This is a genomic window from Citrobacter sp. JUb117 (assembly GCF_024809055.1).
Taxonomy (GTDB): Bacteria; Pseudomonadota; Gammaproteobacteria; order Enterobacterales; family Enterobacteriaceae; genus Citrobacter; species Citrobacter gillenii.
Map to the genome: position 1 here is coordinate 110,277 of NZ_JANUFB010000009.1, position 16,027 is coordinate 126,303.

Genomic DNA, 16,027 nt, shown 5'->3' on the forward strand with positions numbered 1-16,027 from the left:
ACTTCAACCTGACTTTATCGTTGTCGATAGCGTTGATGCAAACGCTGCAGATTGACCTCCGCAGCGTTGGATTACGCTTATAATTATTACAGTTTTGCGCTGACCCAGCCTTTCACACTGGCTAACGCTGTAGGCAGAGCTGCGGCATCCGTACCACCGGCTTGCGCCATGTCCGGACGACCACCACCCTTACCGCCTACCTGCTGAGCGACCATGCCAATCAGTTCCCCTGCTTTCACACGGTCAGTCACATCCTTAGACACGCCCGCAATCAGAGAAACCTTACCTTCAACTACCGTTGCCAGTACGATAACGGTAGACCCCAGCTGATTTTTCAGATCATCAACCATGGTACGCAGCATTTTAGGTTCAACGTCGGTCAGTTCGCTGACCAGCAGTTTCACGCCGTTGATATCAACCGCTTTACTGGAAAGATTTGCACTCTCCTGCGCGGCGGCCTGTTCCTTCAATTGCTGCAATTCTTTCTCGAGCTGACGCGTACGCTCCAGTACGGAACGCACTTTGTCACCGATATTCTGGCTATCACCTTTCAGCAGATGCGCTATCTCGCTTAAGCGGTCGCTCTCAGCACGCACGGTATTGATAGCACCTTCGCCGGTTACAGCTTCGATACGACGCACACCCGCTGCAGTACCGGACTCAGACACGATGCGGAACAGGCCGATATCACCGGTACGGCTAGCGTGAGTACCACCACACAGTTCGGTAGAGAAATCCCCCATGCTCAGTACGCGCACGTGGTCATCATATTTCTCGCCAAACAGCGCCATTGCGCCTTTGGCTTTCGCCGCGTCGAGATCCATGATGTTAGTTTCAATCGGCAGGTTGCGACGAATTTGCGCATTCACCAGATCTTCAACAGCACGAATTTCAACCGGTTTCATCGCTTCGGTATGGGAGAAGTCGAAACGCAGAATTTTATCGTTAACCAGTGAGCCTTTCTGTGCCACGTGCGTGCCCAGAACCTGGCGCAGCGCCGCATGCATCAGGTGCGTTGCGGAGTGGTTCAAACGAATACGCGCACGACGCGCTTCATCGACGTCAGCCTGCACGGCATCGCCCACTTTCAGAGAACCCGCAGACAGTTTGCCGATGTGACCAATTGCCTGGCCATATTTTTGCGTATCGCTAACCGCAAACGCAAAGCCCGCACCTTTCAGTTCGCCTTTATCGCCAACCTGACCACCTGATTCCGCATAGAACGGCGTCTGGTCAAGGACGACAACAGCTTCCTGGCCTGCGTTAATTGCGTCTACCGCTTTACCATCTACAAACAGCGCGGTAACTTTACCGTTCAGTTCCAGATGCTCGTAGCCTTTAAATTCAGAGGTACCCTCAACGCGAATCATCGCATTGTAGTCGGCACCAAAACCGCTGGCTTCACGCGCGCGACGACGCTGTTCTTCCATTGCGGCTTCAAAGCCCGCTTCGTCAACCTTGATGTTGCGCTCACGGCAAACGTCTGCCGTCAGGTCAACCGGGAAGCCGTAGGTATCGTACAGGCGGAAGGCGGTTTCGCCATCCAGCGTATCGCCGGACAGTTTTGCCAGTTCTTCATCCAGCAGAGCCAGACCACGCTCCAGCGTGCGGGCAAACTGCTCTTCTTCAGTTTTCAGAACCTGCTCAACCAGTGCCTGCTGACGCTTCAGTTCTTCACCCGCAGAACCCATCACCTCAACCAGCGGCCCCACCAGCTTGTAGAAGAAGGTGTCTTTCGCGCCCAGCATGTTGCCATGACGCACCGCGCGACGAATGATACGACGCAGCACATAGCCACGGTTTTCATTCGACGGCACAACACCATCGGCAATCAGGAACGCGCAGGAACGGATATGGTCGGCAATCACGCGCAGCGATTTGTTGCTCAGATCGGTAGCACCGGTGACTTTCGCCACGGATTCAATCAGCGCGCGGAACAGGTCAATATCGTAGTTGGAGTTAACGTGTTGCAGCACAGCTGCAATACGCTCCAGACCCATACCGGTATCTACGGACGGCTTCGGCAGCGGTTCCATAGTACCGTCAGCCTGACGGTTAAACTGCATGAAGACGATGTTCCAGATCTCAATGTAGCGATCGCCATCTTCTTCTGCGCTTCCCGGAGGGCCACCCCAAATGTGGTCGCCGTGATCGTAGAAAATTTCGGTGCACGGACCGCAAGGACCGGTGTCACCCATCTGCCAGAAGTTGTCGGAGGCATAGGCCGCACCTTTGTTATCACCAATACGGATGATACGTTCGCGCGGAATACCGACTTCTTTCTCCCAGATTTCAAAGGCTTCATCGTCAGTTTCGTAAACGGTTACCCACAGACGCTCTTTCGGCAGGGCAAACCAGTTTTCACCGGTCAGCAGTTCCCATGCATACTGGATGGCGTCGTGTTTGAAGTAATCGCCGAAGCTGAAGTTACCCAGCATTTCGAAGAAAGTATGGTGACGTGCAGTGTAGCCGACGTTTTCCAGATCATTGTGTTTACCGCCCGCACGTACGCAACGCTGCGAAGTGGTTGCGCGGGAATAATTACGCTTGTCGAGACCAAGGAAAACATCCTTGAACTGGTTCATCCCGGCGTTGGTAAACAACAAAGTAGGGTCATTGTTTGGAACCAGGGAGCTGCTGGCAACTACCTGATGTCCTTTACTGTGGAAAAAATCGAGAAACGCCTGACGGATCTCAGCAGTGCTCTTGCTCATAATTATCCTGAAGAAATCAAGCTAACGAAATGTCATCACCAGCACAGGCACGTAAACAGCGCCGCTGGCAATCGAAAAGTGGGAATAAGATAAGTTTTCTTCACGGGGAAGTAAAATCCCGTATGCGCTCAATCGTCAAAATTTCGCCATATTGTCTGAATATCTTCCATCAGATAGCCGCGATAGAGCAAAAAACGCTGGACCTTCACCTTTTCTGCAAAATCCACCGGCAAGGGCTCACCGTATTTTCTGATGGCTTGATCTCGCGCCAACTGCGCCCAGTCAATCTCACATTCACGCATCGCGCGTTCAATGGCTTCGCGGGAAATACCTTTCTGTCCCAACTCCTGGCGCACACGTGCGGGGCCATAGCCTTTACGGCTACGACTGGCGATAAATTGCTGTACGAAACGGTCGTCATCCAGGTAGCGGCTTTCTATACACCAGGCAATAACCTTATCGTAATCCTCTGGCGTAGCATCAATTTCTTCCGGTCCATTTTTTCCCATAACCGGGGCTGCCAGTTTCCGTCGCAGTTCCTGCTCACTGTGATCGCGCATGGCAAGTATGCGCACAGCGCGGTCAAGCAGTCGAGAATACGCGGATCGGCGAGACGTTGAATCTGTCATAGTGCACCTTCAGAAATGGAAAAGGGCCGCATCATATGCAGCCCTTTTTATACGATAAAATCAGATTATCAGAAATCTTCGTTCGTTTCTTTTACGCCTTCACTGCTGTCATCAACGGAGAAGTCCGGTTTTGAATCCTGGTTATTGAGCAGTAACTCGCGAACTTTTTTCTCAATTTCTTTTGCGGTAGTCGGGTTTTCTTTCAGCCAGTTGGTTGCGTTCGCTTTACCCTGACCAATTTTTTCACCGTTGTAGCTGTACCATGCGCCGGCTTTTTCAATCAACTTCTCTTTCACGCCCAGGTCAACCAGTTCACCGTAGAAGTTGATGCCTTCACCGTAAAGGATCTGGAATTCGGCCTGTTTAAACGGCGCAGCAATTTTGTTTTTCACGACCTTAACGCGGGTTTCACTACCGACTACGTTATCGCCCTCTTTCACCGCGCCAATACGACGGATGTCCAGACGAACAGAGGCGTAGAATTTCAGTGCGTTACCACCGGTCGTGGTTTCCGGGTTACCGAACATGACGCCAATCTTCATACGGATCTGGTTGATGAAAATCAGCAGCGTATTGGACTGTTTCAGGTTACCCGCCAGTTTACGCATTGCCTGACTCATCATACGTGCCGCGAGGCCCATGTGAGAGTCACCGATCTCGCCTTCGATTTCCGCCTTCGGCGTCAGCGCGGCAACGGAGTCAACAACGATAACGTCTACGGCACCGGAACGCGCCAGTGCGTCACAGATTTCCAGCGCTTGTTCACCGGTATCTGGCTGAGAGCACAGCAGGTTGTCGATATCAACACCAAGCTTACGGGCATAAACAGGGTCAAGCGCGTGTTCTGCATCGATGAACGCACAGGTTTTACCTTCACGCTGTGCGGCAGCAATCACCTGCAGCGTCAGGGTTGTTTTACCGGAGGATTCTGGCCCGTAGATTTCGACGATACGCCCCATCGGCAAACCGCCTGCACCCAATGCGATATCCAGAGAAAGCGAACCGGTGGAGATGGTTTCCACGTCCATGGAACGGTCTTCACCCAGGCGCATGATGGAGCCTTTACCGAATTGCTTTTCGATCTGGCCCAGCGCTGCCGCCAACGCTTTCTGTTTGTTTTCGTCGATAGCCATTAATTACTCCTGTCATGCCACTCTCGGGTTGAACCAAGAATCGTGAAAGATGATGTTCTGTTGACGCAATTATACTGTATGCTCATACAGTATCAAGTATTTTGTAGAAATTGTTGCCACAGAGTCTGTAACGCATAGGCGGTCGCCTGTCTACGCACCGCATCGCGGTCGCCGCTGAAGCATTCCCGGCGCGTGATCCCCTCGCCGCTTACGCTGGCAAAGGCAAACCAGACGGTCCCAACCGGCTTGTCTTCACTGCCTCCATCCGGCCCGGCAACTCCGCTTATAGAAACGGCGAAATCAGCACGGGCCGCTTTTAGCGCGCCAATGGCCATTTCAACAACCACCGGTTCACTCACCGCGCCATGCTGTGCCAGCGTCGCTTCTCGCACACCAATCATCTGCGACTTGGCTTCGTTACTGTAGGTCACAAATCCGCGCTCAAACCAGGCGGAACTGCCGGCGATATCCGTAATGACTTTCGCTACCCAACCGCCGGTACAGGACTCTGCGGTGGTCATCGTCGCGCCGCGCGCTTTCAATGCCAGCCCTACCTGTTCACTTAACTGCATCAGTTCACTGTCGGTCATTTCAGCCTCTGTCAGTTAAAAAATATGCCGGACAAGATAGCACTTTCAAAACAAATGTGGGGATGAGGAGAGTAATTTACGAGGGGGATTCCGGAAATAGATCCGTCGCGTCAAGAAGATCTGCCGGATGGCGCTGCCAGGCATCCTATCCGGCCTACAAGAGGTTTCCTCATGTAGACCGGTTGCGGGTAATTACTGTACGCGCGCCAGCGCTACAGCCTGACCTAATTGCCAGACGGCCATCGCGTAATGCGTGCTGTGGTTGTAGCGGGTAATGGTGTAGAAGTTCGGCAGCCCGTACCAGTATTGGTAACCGGTGCCAATATCCAGACGCAGCAGGCTGGCCTGCTGATGGTTACCCAACGACTGCTGTGGCGTCAGACCTGCAGCCGCAAGCTGAGAAATGCTGTACTGGGTTTTAAACCCGTTTGCCAGCCCTGGCGCCTGGCCATTTGCCGGCACCGCCACCGTATCGCCTTTCACCCAACCGTGACCTTTAAAGTAGTTTGCCACACTGCCGATGGCATCCTCCGGATCCCACAGGTTGATGTGCCCATCGCCATTGAAATCAACCGCATACTCTTTGTAAGAGGACGGCATGAACTGCCCGTAGCCCATTGCACCGGCAAAGGAGCCTTTCAGGTCCAGCGGGTCATCGCTTTCATCTCGAGCCATCAGCAGGAAGGTTTCCAGCTCACCGGAGAAGTATTCCGCCCGACGCGGATAGTTAAACGACAGCGTCGCCAGCGCATCCAGAATACGCGTTTTACCCATCACGCGGCCCCAGCGGGTTTCGACACCGATAATGCCAACAATAATTTCCGGTGGTACGCCGTAGACCTGCCATGCGCGCTTCAGCGCATCTTCATGCTGGTTCCAGAACGCCACGCCATTTTGTACGTTATCTGGCGTGATGAACTGCTTGCGATAGCGCAGCCATGCACCGTTAGGCCCGGCTGGCGGCTGCGTTGTCGGTGCCTGACGGTCCATCAAGCGCAGAACGTAGTCCAGACGTTTGGCCTGCGACAGGATCTCCTGCAACTGCTGACGGTCAAAGCCGTGCTTGCTCACCATTTTATCGATGAACTGTTGCGCATTCGGATTATTGGCGAAGTCGCCGCCCGACAGCATGACGTTGTGTTGCGGCTCAAGCAGGAAGCCGCCAGAAGGCGTACCCGTTGTCGTTTGAGTCTCTGAAGGTTTTGGTTTGCTACTACAGGCAGCAAGCAACACACAAAGGGGAAGTAATGCTACATAACGACGCTTGAACATGAGACATCCATTAAACAGATTCAGCCAGAGAGAAGTATGGTAAAGCATCCACCGCCACACAAGGAAGCGGTAGTCGCGCTCCTTCGCAGAATTTACCGCCCCTTTCACCGTTTACCACCCCATTTGCGATCCCTCACGCAATAACTTTCACAATAAAATATTTATCTTTCATTTTGCGATCAAAATAACACTTTAAAATCTTTCATTGTGATTAAAATAAGCCACGTTCTAGCAAATTCCCAACCCCCTACAGGAGAGAATAATGATCGACACCATCACCCTGGGCGCAGAGTGGTTCATCGGGCTGTTTCAGAAAGGCGGAGAAGTGTTCACCAGCATGGTCACCGGGATTCTTCCACTGTTAATTAGCCTGCTGGTCATCATGAACGCGCTCATTAACTTTATTGGCCAGCAGCGAATTGAACGTTTTGCTCAACGCTGTGCCGGAAACCCGCTGTCTCGCTATCTACTGCTGCCGTGCATCGGCACCTTTGTTTTTTGTAATCCGATGACGTTGAGTCTGGGCCGGTTTATGCCCGAGAAGTACAAACCCAGTTACTACGCGGCAGCCTCTTATAGCTGCCACTCAATGAACGGGCTGTTTCCACACATCAATCCCGGCGAACTGTTTGTCTATCTGGGGATCGCCAGCGGCCTGACCACGCTTGGCCTGCCGCTCGGTCCACTCGCGGTGAGCTATCTGCTGGTTGGCCTGGTGACAAACTTCTTCCGCGGCTGGGTGACCGACCTCACCACCTCCATCTTCGAAAAGAAAATGGGCATTCAACTTGAGCAGAAAGTCCATCTGGCGGGAGCGACATCATGAGGCGTATTCGTATTGAAAGAGGTACCGGTGGCTGGGGTGGCCCGCTTGAACTGGACGCCCCCCCCGGTAAGAAAATTGTCTATATCACCGCAGGAACACGCCCGGCGATTGTCGACAAGCTGGCGCAATTAACCGGTTGGCAGGCTATTGATGGCTTTAAAGAGGGCGAGCCTGCAGAAGACGAAATCGGCGCAGCCATCATCGACTGCGGCGGCACGCTACGCTGCGGTATTTACCCGAAACGCCGGATTCCGACAATTAACATTCATTCCACCGGGAAGTCCGGCCCACTGGCGCAGTACATTACCGAAGATATTTATGTCTCCGGCGTCAAAGAAGACAACATTACCGCAGTCGGTGAAGCCGCCGCGACGCCACCACCGGCAGGCACCACGGCGGGTCGCGACTACGACACCAGTAAAAAGATCACTGAACAGAGCGATGGCCTGCTGGCGAAAGTCGGCATGGGCATGGGTTCCGCCGTGGCGGTATTGTTCCAGTCCGGGCGAGACACGATTGATACCGTACTGAAAACCATTCTGCCGTTTATGGCATTCGTCTCGGCGTTGATCGGCATCATCATGGCCTCCGGTCTGGGTGACTGGATCGCCCACGGCCTGGCGCCGCTGGCCAGCCATCCGCTGGGGCTCGTGACGCTGGCATTAATCTGTTCCTTCCCGCTGCTGTCGCCGTTTCTCGGCCCAGGCGCGGTAATCGCTCAGGTTATCGGCGTATTGATTGGTGTGCAGATTGGTCTGGGCAACATCCCTCCACATCTGGCGCTGCCTGCGCTATTCGCGATCAACGCCCAGGCCGCCTGTGACTTCATCCCTGTGGGATTATCACTGGCAGAAGCCCGTCAGGACACCGTGCGCGTCGGCGTGCCGTCCGTACTGGTAAGCCGCTTCCTGACCGGCGCGCCTACCGTTCTCATCGCCTGGTTTGTTTCCGGCTTTATTTATCAATAAGAGGCGCTCAAAGATGACCGTGATCTATCAAACCACCATCACCCGCATTGGCCAGAGCGCACCGGATGCACTCTGTGACCAGATGCTGATTACCTTTCGTGAAGGCGCGCCTGCGGATATCGAAGAGTTTTGTTTCATCCACTGCCACGGCGAGCTAAATGGCGTTCTGCAGGCGGGTATTCAGTTTGAGCTGGGCCAGCATCGCTACCCGGTCACCGCCGTGGGTAGTGTTGCAGAAATGAACTTGCGTGAACTGGGGCATATCACCCTGCGCTTCGACGGACAGAGTGAAGCGGAATTTCCTGGCACCGTACACGTTGCGGGGCCGGTACCGGACGCCATCGCGCCGGGCTGTATTTTGAAGTTTGTTGCTTAAGCGTAAAGGAGAGAAAAATGAATCAAGTTGCCGTTGTCATTGGTGGAGGCCAGACCCTGGGGGCATTCCTTTGCCGTGGGCTTGCGACAGAGGGATACCGCGTTGCGGTGGTCGATATTCAAAGCGATAAAGCCGCAAACGTGGCGCAGGAAATTAATGCCGAGTTTGGTGAGGGTACCGCTTACGGCTTTGGTGCCGACGCCACCAGCGAACAAAGCGTGCTGGCGCTATCACGCGGGGTAGATGAGATATTCGGTCGCGCCGACCTGCTGGTTTACAGTGCCGGTATCGCCAAAGCGGCGTTTATCAGCGACTTTGAGCTTGGAGATTTCGACCGCTCGCTGCAGGTGAATCTGGTCGGTTATTTCCTCTGTGCACGTGAATTCTCACGCCTGATGATCCGCGACGGCGTGCAGGGGCGCATTATCCAGATCAACTCAAAATCCGGCAAAGTGGGCAGCAAACACAACTCAGGTTACAGCGCAGCAAAATTCGGCGGCGTGGGATTAACCCAGTCACTGGCGCTGGATCTCGCGGAATACGGGATTACCGTGCATTCCTTGATGCTCGGTAATCTGTTGAAATCACCGATGTTCCAGTCGTTGTTACCACAGTATGCCACCAAGCTTGGCCTCAAACCGGATGAAGTGGAGCAGTACTATGTGGATAAGGTCCCACTCAAGCGCGGCTGCGATTATCAGGACGTGCTGAACATGTTGCTGTTTTACGCCAGCCCGAAAGCGTCTTACTGCACCGGACAATCGATTAACGTCACCGGCGGTCAGGTGATGTTCTAATGTTGAATTGCCGGATGGCGGTTTCACCTTATCCGACCTACGCCCTCCCTGTAGGCCGGGTAAGCGTAGCGCCACCCGGCATATAATCAAGGAGCAATAACATGGTTTCCGCACTGATTACCGTCGCCGCCATCGCCTGGTGCCTACAGCTAGCGCTGGGCGGCTGGCAAATATCCCGCTTTAATCGCGCGTTCGACAAGCTTTGTCAGCAGGGTCGGGTCGGCGTCGGGCGTTCCGGCGGACGTTTTAAACCGCGCGTTGTGGTTGCTATCGCTCTGGATGAGCAACAGCGGGTAACTGATACGTTATTTATGAAAGGTCTTACCGTATTCGCCAGACCAGGCAAAATTGCCCCGATAATGGGCAAACATCTTGATGAATTACAGCCTGATGTGATCTTTCCCCATGATCCTCTCTCCCAAAATGCACTATCATTGGCGCTTAAACTGAAACATGGATAATTTCGTTATGAATGCTATTAGCTTGCGAAATTATCATTTTGCAACCTACACCCTAAATAATTCGAGTTGCAGGACAAAACGCCTCGGCTGTTTTGAACAGCGCTTGCGCTGGCCCCGAAGGGGTGAGGCCGTAAGGCCGAATAAAGCCTACGCACATGCAGCTTGAAGTATGACGGGTATATACATAAGTCAGGGTAATCACGCCTATGAAACCTCGTCAGCGTCAGGCTGCCATACTGGAGCACCTGCAAAAGCAGGGAAAATGCTCGGTTGAAGAACTGGCCCACTACTTTGACACAACCGGCACGACCATTCGCAAAGACCTGGTCACTCTGGAAAATGCCGGCACCGTCATTCGCACCTATGGCGGCGTAGTATTAAACAAAGACGAATCTGACCCGCCCATCGATCACAAAACGCTAATCAACACGCATAAAAAAGCGCAAATTGCCGAAGCCGCCGTGCGTTTTATTCACGACGGCGACTCAATCATTCTCGACGCAGGCAGCACCGTTTTGCAGATGGTGCCGATGCTCACCCGCTTTAGTAACATCACCGTGATGACCAACAGCCTGCACATTGTTAACGCCCTTTCGGAACTGGACAACGAGCAAACTATCCTGATGCCCGGCGGGACATTTCGCAAAAAATCGGCGTCATTTCACGGACAGCTGGCAGAAAATGCCTTCGAGCAGTTCAGCTTTGATAAACTCTTCATGGGGACCGACGGCATCGATCTGAATGCGGGTGTGACCACTTTTAATGAGGTCTATACCGTCAGCAAGGCGATGTGCAATGCCGCTCGCGAAGTAATTCTGATGGCGGACTCGTCGAAATTCGGGCGCAAAAGCCCCAATGTGGTATGCAGTCTGGAAAGCGTCGACAAGCTGATTACTGATGCGGGCATCGACCCTGCATTTCGTCAGGCGCTGGAAGCAAAAGGGATAGAAGTGATCATAACCGGAGAAACCAATGAGTGATGCACTACTGAACGCGGGCCGTCAGACGTTAATGCTGGAACTCCAGGAAGCCAGCCGACTGCCAGAACGCCTCGGCGATGACTTTGTTCGTGCCGCCAATACTATCATCCACTGCGAAGGCAAAGTAATTGTCTCCGGAATTGGTAAGTCTGGCCATATTGGCAAAAAAATCGCCGCGACCCTCGCCAGCACCGGCACCCCGGCATTCTTCGTGCATCCAGCGGAAGCACTGCACGGCGACTTAGGCATGATTGAAAGCCGCGATGTGATGCTCTTCATCTCCTACTCCGGCGGCGCGAAAGAGTTGGATCTCATCATTCCGCGTCTGGAAGACAAATCCGTCGCGCTGCTGGCGATGACCGGAAAACCCACCTCGCCATTAGGTCTGGCCGCCAAAGCCGTACTGGATATTTCGGTTGAACGTGAAGCCTGTCCGATGCGTCTGGCACCCACCTCCAGCACCGTCAACACACTGATGATGGGCGATGCGCTGGCAATTGCCGTCATGCAAGCGCGCGGTTTTAACGAAGAGGATTTTGCGCGCTCTCATCCGGCCGGAGCACTGGGCGCTCGTCTGTTAAACAAGGTGCACCACCTGATGCGTCGCGACGACGCCGTACCGCAGGTGACGCTTACTACCAGCGTTATGGACGCCATGCTGGAACTGAGCCGCACCGGTCTGGGTCTGGTGGCGGTCTGCGACGAGCAGTCTCTGGTGAAAGGTGTCTTTACCGACGGTGACCTGCGTCGCTGGCTGGTTGGTGGCGGCGCACTCAGCACGGAAGTACGCGAAGCGATGACCCCGAATGGCGTCACGCTGCAGGCACAAAGCCGCGCGATTGACGCCAAAGAGGTTCTGATGAAGCGCAAAATCACTGCCGCACCGGTGGTGGATGAAAACGGCAAACTCACCGGCGCAATTAACCTGCAGGATTTTTATCAGGCGGGCATTCTCTAATCCTTCAGTCCCAGACGCTTCGCCAGCCGATGCAGGTTGGCGACGTCAGTTTCCAGCGCCCGCGCGCTTGCCGCCCAGCTATGGTTATTCTGCGCCAGCGCCCGGCGGATCATCTCCCGCTGAAAAGACTCCGTGGCTTCGCGCAGATTGTGATTCAGCGGGATCTCCGCCATGACGTCGGCTTCAGCCTGCGGAGTATGCGCCTCTTCCTGTAAGGCAAAGTGCTGCGGCTCCAGCACCACTTCATCCCCTGCCCTTGTTGCCCTGGCCAGCACCACCGCACGATGAATAGCATGTTCCAGCTCACGCACGTTACCCGGCCAACCGTAGCTCAGCAGATGGCGACGCGCACCAGGGCTTAGCACCACACGGGAAAGTCCCAGCCGCAGCCGGCACTGTTCGCAAAAATAACCCGCCAGCAAAACCACATCTTCACCGCGCTCACGCAGCGGTGGCACCGAAAGGGGAAAGACGCTCAGACGGTGGAACAGGTCGGCGCGGAAATTCCCGGCCAGCACCTCTTCGCGTAAATCACGGTTGGTGGCTGCCAGCACGCGAACATCCACCCGCAAGCTGCGATCGTCACCCACTCGCTGAATATCACCGTACTGCAACACGCGCAGCAGCTTGGCCTGCAACGCCAGTGACAGTTCGCCAATCTCGTCCAGGAACAGCGTGCCGTTGTCCGCCATTTCAAACTTGCCGCTACGGTTGCTGATGGCCCCGGTAAAGGCGCCTTTCACATGGCCAAACAGTTCGCTTTCCGCGACGCTTTCTGGCAACGCGGCACAGTTAAGATACACCAGCGGATTCACCGCTCGCGGCGAGCCTTCATGAATTGCTTTCGCCACCAGTTCTTTCCCGGTTCCCGTTTCGCCGCTGATTAAGACGTTAAGATCGGAGCCTGCCACAATCTCAATCTCTTTTTTCAGCTGCATCATATTAGGCGACAGGCCAATCATCTGCGTTTCCGTCACCTGTTCGAAAGCGGTGGACGAACCCGGCAGCATATTCTGGCTTTCCAGCTGTTCAATCAGCAGCGCATTGCTCAGCGCCCCCGCCGCCAGTGCGGCAATCAACCTAAGCTCTTCATCGCTGAAGACATCGAACTGATCTGGCTCCATACCATCCAGCGTCAGCGCGCCAATCAAATTTTGTCCGGCAAACAGCGGCAGCCCAATGCAGGCATGGACCTTCAGGCTTTCCTGGCCGGGGATCAGCCCATCGTACGGATCGGGCAAATCGCTGTCGGCTGGAAAACGCACCACGTCCCCGGCGCGGGCAATCGCTTCCAGACGCGGATGCCCCTCCAGCGTAAAACGTCTGCCGAGAACATCCTGCGCCAGCCCGTCGATCGCCAGCGGAATAAACTGTCGTGATTCATAGCGCAGCAGCGCCGACGCATCACACTCCAGCACCTGACGCAGCGTCGTGATCAGGCGTTGAAAACGATCCTGATGCCCAATACCGCTTTGTAATTCAATGGCGATACCCGCCAGCACATCAACGGAAAAACTCATGGCTACCTCATTGTCATTTTGACAATGCATATTGTCATATTGACAACAAAAAGCATAGTCATTTTGACAGCCAACTTAGAGGGGTAAAACATAAAACCGTTATAAATCAATCAAATAAAAAGTTGGCACGCAACCTGCAATAAGCAAAACATCTTTTTTAGAAACACGCTAAATTAATTACTGAGGTTGCTATGTCTATTCTGGTTAAAAATAACATTCATTGGGTTGGCCAACGTGACTGGGAAGTTCGTGATTTCCACGGGACCGAATACAAAACGCTGCGCGGTAGCAGCTACAACAGCTATCTTATCCGTGAAGAAAAAAATGTCCTGATCGATACAGTAGACCACAAGTTTAGCCGTGAATTCGTGCAGAATCTGCGCAATGAAATTGACCTGGCAGATATTGACTACATCATCATTAACCATGCAGAAGAAGACCACGCCGGTGCGCTGACCGAGCTGATGTCCTGCATCCCGGACACGCCGATTTACTGCACCGCTAACGCTATTGACTCCATCACCGGCCACCACCATCACCCGGAATGGAACTTCAACGTGGTAAAAACCGGTGACTCACTGGATATCGGTAATGGCAAACAGCTGATCTTCGTTGAAACCCCGATGCTGCACTGGCCGGACAGCATGATGACTTACATGACCGGTGACGCCGTGCTGTTCAGTAACGATGCTTTTGGTCAGCACTACTGTGACGAACGTCTGTTCAACGACGAAGTAGATCAGACTGAACTGTTCGAACAGTGCCAGCGCTACTACGCCAACATCCTGACACCGTTCAGCCGCCTGGTTACGCCAAAAATCACTGAAATCCTCGGCTTCAATCTGCCGGTTGACATGATTGCCACCTCTCACGGTGTGGTATGGCGCGACAACCCAACGCAGATCGTTGAGATGTACCTGAAATGGGCGGCGGATTATCAGGAAGACCGCATCACCATTTTCTACGACACCATGTCCAACAACACCCGTATGATGGCCGACGCCATTGCCCAGGGCATCAACGAAGTTGACCCAAATGTGGCAGTGAAAATCTTTAACGTCGCCCGCAGCGATAAAAACGAAGTCCTGACGAACGTCTTCCGCTCTAAAGGCGTGCTGGTCGGCACCTCCACGATGAACAACGTGATGATGCCGAAGATCGCCGGTCTGGTCGAAGAGATGACCGGCCTGCGTTTTCGCAATAAACGCGCCAGCGCCTTCGGCTCCCACGGCTGGAGCGGCGGTGCGGTAGACCGTCTGTCCACGCGTCTGCAGGATGCCGGTTTTGAAATGTCCCTGAGCCTGAAAGCCAAATGGCGCCCGGATCTGGATGCGCTGGAACTGTGCCGTCAGCACGGTCGTGAAATTGCACGTCAGTGGGCGCTCGCTCCACTGCCGGAAACCAGCGTCAAAGCCGCAACCAAAGAGGAAGAGTGCGCCTGTGCCGCCGCCGCGGCCGCTGACCTTGGACCTTGCATGCAGTGCAGCGTTTGCCAGTGGGTCTACGATCCAGAGAAAGGCGAGCCGCTGCAGGATGTCGCACCGGGTACACCGTGGAGCGACGTGCCGGAAAACTTCCTGTGCCCGGAATGTTCATTAGGCAAAGACGTCTTCGACGTACTGGCTACGGAGGCAAAATGAGCCGCGGAATTGTCATTATTGGTTCGGGCTTCGCCGCCCGCCAGTTAGTCAAAAATATCCGTAAGCAGGATGCGACTGTCCCGCTGACCCTGATTGCCGCTGACAGCATCGATGAGTATAACAAGCCCGATCTCAGCCATGTTATCAGCCAGGCACAGCGTGCCGACGACCTCACCCGCCAGTCGGCGGGGGAGTTTGCCGAACAGTTTAATTTGCGCCTGTTCCCGCACACCTGGGTGACCGACATCGATGCCGATGCTCACGTAGTGAAAAGCCAGGACAAGCAGTGGCAGTATGACAAGCTGGTGCTGGCTACGGGGGCATCAGCCTTTGTACCGCCGGTAACCGGACGTGAGTTAATGCTCACACTGAACAGCCAGCAGGAGTATCGCGCCTGTGAAACGCAACTGCGCGATGCGCAGCGAGTCCTGATTGTTGGCGGAGGTTTGATTGGCAGCGAGCTGGCGATGGATTTCTGCCGTGCCGGTAAAGCGGTGACGCTTATCGATAACGCCGCCAGCATTCTGGCCTCGTTAATGCCGCCAGAAGTCAGCAGCCGTTTACAGCATCGTCTGACCGATATGGGCGTACACCTGCTGCTGAAATCACAGTTGCAGAGTCTGGAGAAAACCAGCACCGGTATTCGCGCCACGCTCGATCGTAACCGCAGTGTAGACGTTGATGCGGTAATTGCCGCAACCGGTCTGCGTGCAGAAACCGCGCTGGCGCGTCGCGCCGGGTTAACCATCAATCGCGGCGTTTGCGTTGACAGCTATCTGCAAACCAGCCACCCGGATATTTACGCCCTCGGTGACTGCGCAGAAATTAATGGTCAGGTCCTGCCGTTCCTGCAGCCGATTCAGCTCAGCGCGATGTATCTGGCGAAAAACCTGCTCGGCGGCAATGCCCCGCTGAAGCTGCCAGCCATGCTGGTAAAAATCAAAACGCCGGAGCTGCCATTACACCTGGCAGGGGAAACCCAGCGTCGCGATCTGAACTGGCATATTGCGGCTGAAGCAGAAGGTATGGTCGCCAGAGGAATGAACAGCGAAGGCCAACTGTGTGCCTTCGTGGTGAGCGAAGATCGTATGAAGGAGGCCTTCGCGCTGCTGAAAACACTGCCCGTGTAAACAATGTTGTGCCATTGCTTGTTTTATTAACCT

15 protein-coding genes are annotated in these 16,027 nt (G+C 54.3%); 9 read left to right on the top strand and 6 right to left on the bottom strand.

Going from position 1 to position 16,027, the window contains the following annotated elements:
* Window positions 1–86: 86 nt before the first annotated feature.
* The 5 genes from alaS to mltB all read right to left on the bottom strand — a co-directional run bounded on the left by alaS (window position 87) and on the right by mltB (window position 6,338).
* On the bottom strand, window positions 87–2,714 hold the full coding sequence (gene alaS, locus M2374_RS19155) for an alanine--tRNA ligase (protein ID WP_181624633.1): 2,628 nt from the start codon (window positions 2,712–2,714) through the stop codon (window positions 87–89).
* A gap of 128 nt (window positions 2,715–2,842) precedes the next feature.
* Complete coding sequence (recX, locus tag M2374_RS19160) at window positions 2,843–3,343, bottom strand: recombination regulator RecX (RefSeq protein WP_181517900.1); 501 nt, start codon at window positions 3,341–3,343, stop codon at window positions 2,843–2,845.
* Between the two features lie 68 nt (window positions 3,344–3,411).
* Window positions 3,412–4,476 carry a recombinase RecA gene (gene recA / locus M2374_RS19165; protein ID WP_115257638.1) on the bottom strand — a complete coding sequence of 355 codons (1,065 nt, stop codon included), beginning with the start codon at window positions 4,474–4,476 and terminating at the stop codon, window positions 3,412–3,414.
* A gap of 92 nt (window positions 4,477–4,568) precedes the next feature.
* Window positions 4,569–5,066 carry a nicotinamide-nucleotide amidase gene (gene pncC, locus M2374_RS19170; protein ID WP_096755986.1) on the bottom strand — a complete coding sequence of 166 codons (498 nt, stop codon included), beginning with the start codon at window positions 5,064–5,066 and terminating at the stop codon, window positions 4,569–4,571.
* Window positions 5,067–5,258: 192 nt separating this feature from the next.
* A complete protein-coding gene (gene mltB / locus M2374_RS19175) occupies window positions 5,259–6,338 on the bottom strand; it encodes a lytic murein transglycosylase B (RefSeq protein ID WP_096755985.1) in 1,080 nt (359 codons plus the stop codon).
* Window positions 6,339–6,600: 262 nt separating this feature from the next.
* On the opposite strand from mltB, the gene srlA reads away from it, so the two are divergent.
* The 7 genes from srlA to gutQ all read left to right on the top strand — a co-directional run bounded on the left by srlA (window position 6,601) and on the right by gutQ (window position 11,704).
* Entirely contained in the window at window positions 6,601–7,164 is a 564-nt protein-coding gene (srlA, locus tag M2374_RS19180; protein WP_096755984.1) for a PTS glucitol/sorbitol transporter subunit IIC, read from the top strand.
* Window positions 7,161–8,132: a PTS glucitol/sorbitol transporter subunit IIB gene (locus tag M2374_RS19185; protein ID WP_137399671.1), complete on the top strand. Its 972-nt coding sequence runs from the start codon at window positions 7,161–7,163 to the stop codon at window positions 8,130–8,132. The genes srlA and M2374_RS19185 overlap by 4 nt, the downstream gene beginning before the upstream one ends.
* Before the next feature lie 13 nt (window positions 8,133–8,145).
* Window positions 8,146–8,508 (top strand): PTS glucitol/sorbitol transporter subunit IIA, encoded by a 363-nt coding sequence (gene srlB / locus M2374_RS19190; protein ID WP_096755982.1) that lies wholly within the window; start codon window positions 8,146–8,148, stop codon window positions 8,506–8,508.
* A gap of 17 nt (window positions 8,509–8,525) precedes the next feature.
* Complete coding sequence (srlD, locus tag M2374_RS19195; protein WP_115257636.1) at window positions 8,526–9,305, top strand: sorbitol-6-phosphate dehydrogenase; 780 nt, start codon at window positions 8,526–8,528, stop codon at window positions 9,303–9,305.
* Between the two features lie 101 nt (window positions 9,306–9,406).
* Window positions 9,407–9,766 carry a transcriptional regulator GutM gene (gutM, locus tag M2374_RS19200; RefSeq protein WP_115257635.1) on the top strand — a complete coding sequence of 120 codons (360 nt, stop codon included), beginning with the start codon at window positions 9,407–9,409 and terminating at the stop codon, window positions 9,764–9,766.
* 206 nt (window positions 9,767–9,972) lie between these two features.
* The gene (locus M2374_RS19205) at window positions 9,973–10,746 is read left to right on the top strand and encodes a DNA-binding transcriptional repressor (RefSeq protein ID WP_115257634.1); all 774 of its coding nucleotides are present in this window, start codon (window positions 9,973–9,975) and stop codon (window positions 10,744–10,746) included.
* Complete coding sequence (gutQ, locus tag M2374_RS19210; RefSeq protein ID WP_096755978.1) at window positions 10,739–11,704, top strand: arabinose-5-phosphate isomerase GutQ; 966 nt, start codon at window positions 10,739–10,741, stop codon at window positions 11,702–11,704. Before M2374_RS19205 ends, gutQ begins: the two co-directional genes overlap by 8 nt.
* Here the strand turns inward: gutQ and norR are convergent.
* Entirely contained in the window at window positions 11,701–13,224 is a 1,524-nt protein-coding gene (norR, locus tag M2374_RS19215; protein WP_117343185.1) for a nitric oxide reductase transcriptional regulator NorR, read from the bottom strand. The genes gutQ and norR overlap by 4 nt on opposite strands.
* A 191-nt stretch (window positions 13,225–13,415) precedes the next feature.
* On the opposite strand from norR, the gene norV reads away from it, so the two are divergent.
* On the top strand, window positions 13,416–14,864 hold the full coding sequence (norV, locus tag M2374_RS19220) for an anaerobic nitric oxide reductase flavorubredoxin (RefSeq protein ID WP_181688829.1): 1,449 nt from the start codon (window positions 13,416–13,418) through the stop codon (window positions 14,862–14,864).
* Complete coding sequence (gene norW, locus M2374_RS19225) at window positions 14,861–15,994, top strand: NADH:flavorubredoxin reductase NorW (RefSeq protein WP_096755975.1); 1,134 nt, start codon at window positions 14,861–14,863, stop codon at window positions 15,992–15,994. The genes norV and norW overlap by 4 nt, the downstream gene beginning before the upstream one ends.
* The last annotated feature ends 33 nt before the right edge of the window (window positions 15,995–16,027 follow it).

Coding starts and splice junctions, on each gene's coding strand:
- alaS (WP_181624633.1), bottom strand. CDS start 2,714: ATGAGCAAGAGCACTGCTGAGATCCGTCAGGCGTTTCTCGATTTTTTC.
- recX (WP_181517900.1), bottom strand. CDS start 3,343: ATGACAGATTCAACGTCTCGCCGATCCGCGTATTCTCGACTGCTTGAC.
- recA (WP_115257638.1), bottom strand. CDS start 4,476: ATGGCTATCGACGAAAACAAACAGAAAGCGTTGGCGGCAGCGCTGGGC.
- pncC (WP_096755986.1), bottom strand. CDS start 5,066: ATGACCGACAGTGAACTGATGCAGTTAAGTGAACAGGTAGGGCTGGCA.
- mltB (WP_096755985.1), bottom strand. CDS start 6,338: ATGTTCAAGCGTCGTTATGTAGCATTACTTCCCCTTTGTGTGTTGCTT.
- srlA (WP_096755984.1), top strand. CDS start 6,601: ATGATCGACACCATCACCCTGGGCGCAGAGTGGTTCATCGGGCTGTTT.
- M2374_RS19185 (WP_137399671.1), top strand. CDS start 7,161: ATGAGGCGTATTCGTATTGAAAGAGGTACCGGTGGCTGGGGTGGCCCG.
- srlB (WP_096755982.1), top strand. CDS start 8,146: ATGACCGTGATCTATCAAACCACCATCACCCGCATTGGCCAGAGCGCA.
- srlD (WP_115257636.1), top strand. CDS start 8,526: ATGAATCAAGTTGCCGTTGTCATTGGTGGAGGCCAGACCCTGGGGGCA.
- gutM (WP_115257635.1), top strand. CDS start 9,407: ATGGTTTCCGCACTGATTACCGTCGCCGCCATCGCCTGGTGCCTACAG.
- M2374_RS19205 (WP_115257634.1), top strand. CDS start 9,973: ATGAAACCTCGTCAGCGTCAGGCTGCCATACTGGAGCACCTGCAAAAG.
- gutQ (WP_096755978.1), top strand. CDS start 10,739: ATGAGTGATGCACTACTGAACGCGGGCCGTCAGACGTTAATGCTGGAA.
- norR (WP_117343185.1), bottom strand. CDS start 13,224: ATGAGTTTTTCCGTTGATGTGCTGGCGGGTATCGCCATTGAATTACAA.
- norV (WP_181688829.1), top strand. CDS start 13,416: ATGTCTATTCTGGTTAAAAATAACATTCATTGGGTTGGCCAACGTGAC.
- norW (WP_096755975.1), top strand. CDS start 14,861: ATGAGCCGCGGAATTGTCATTATTGGTTCGGGCTTCGCCGCCCGCCAG.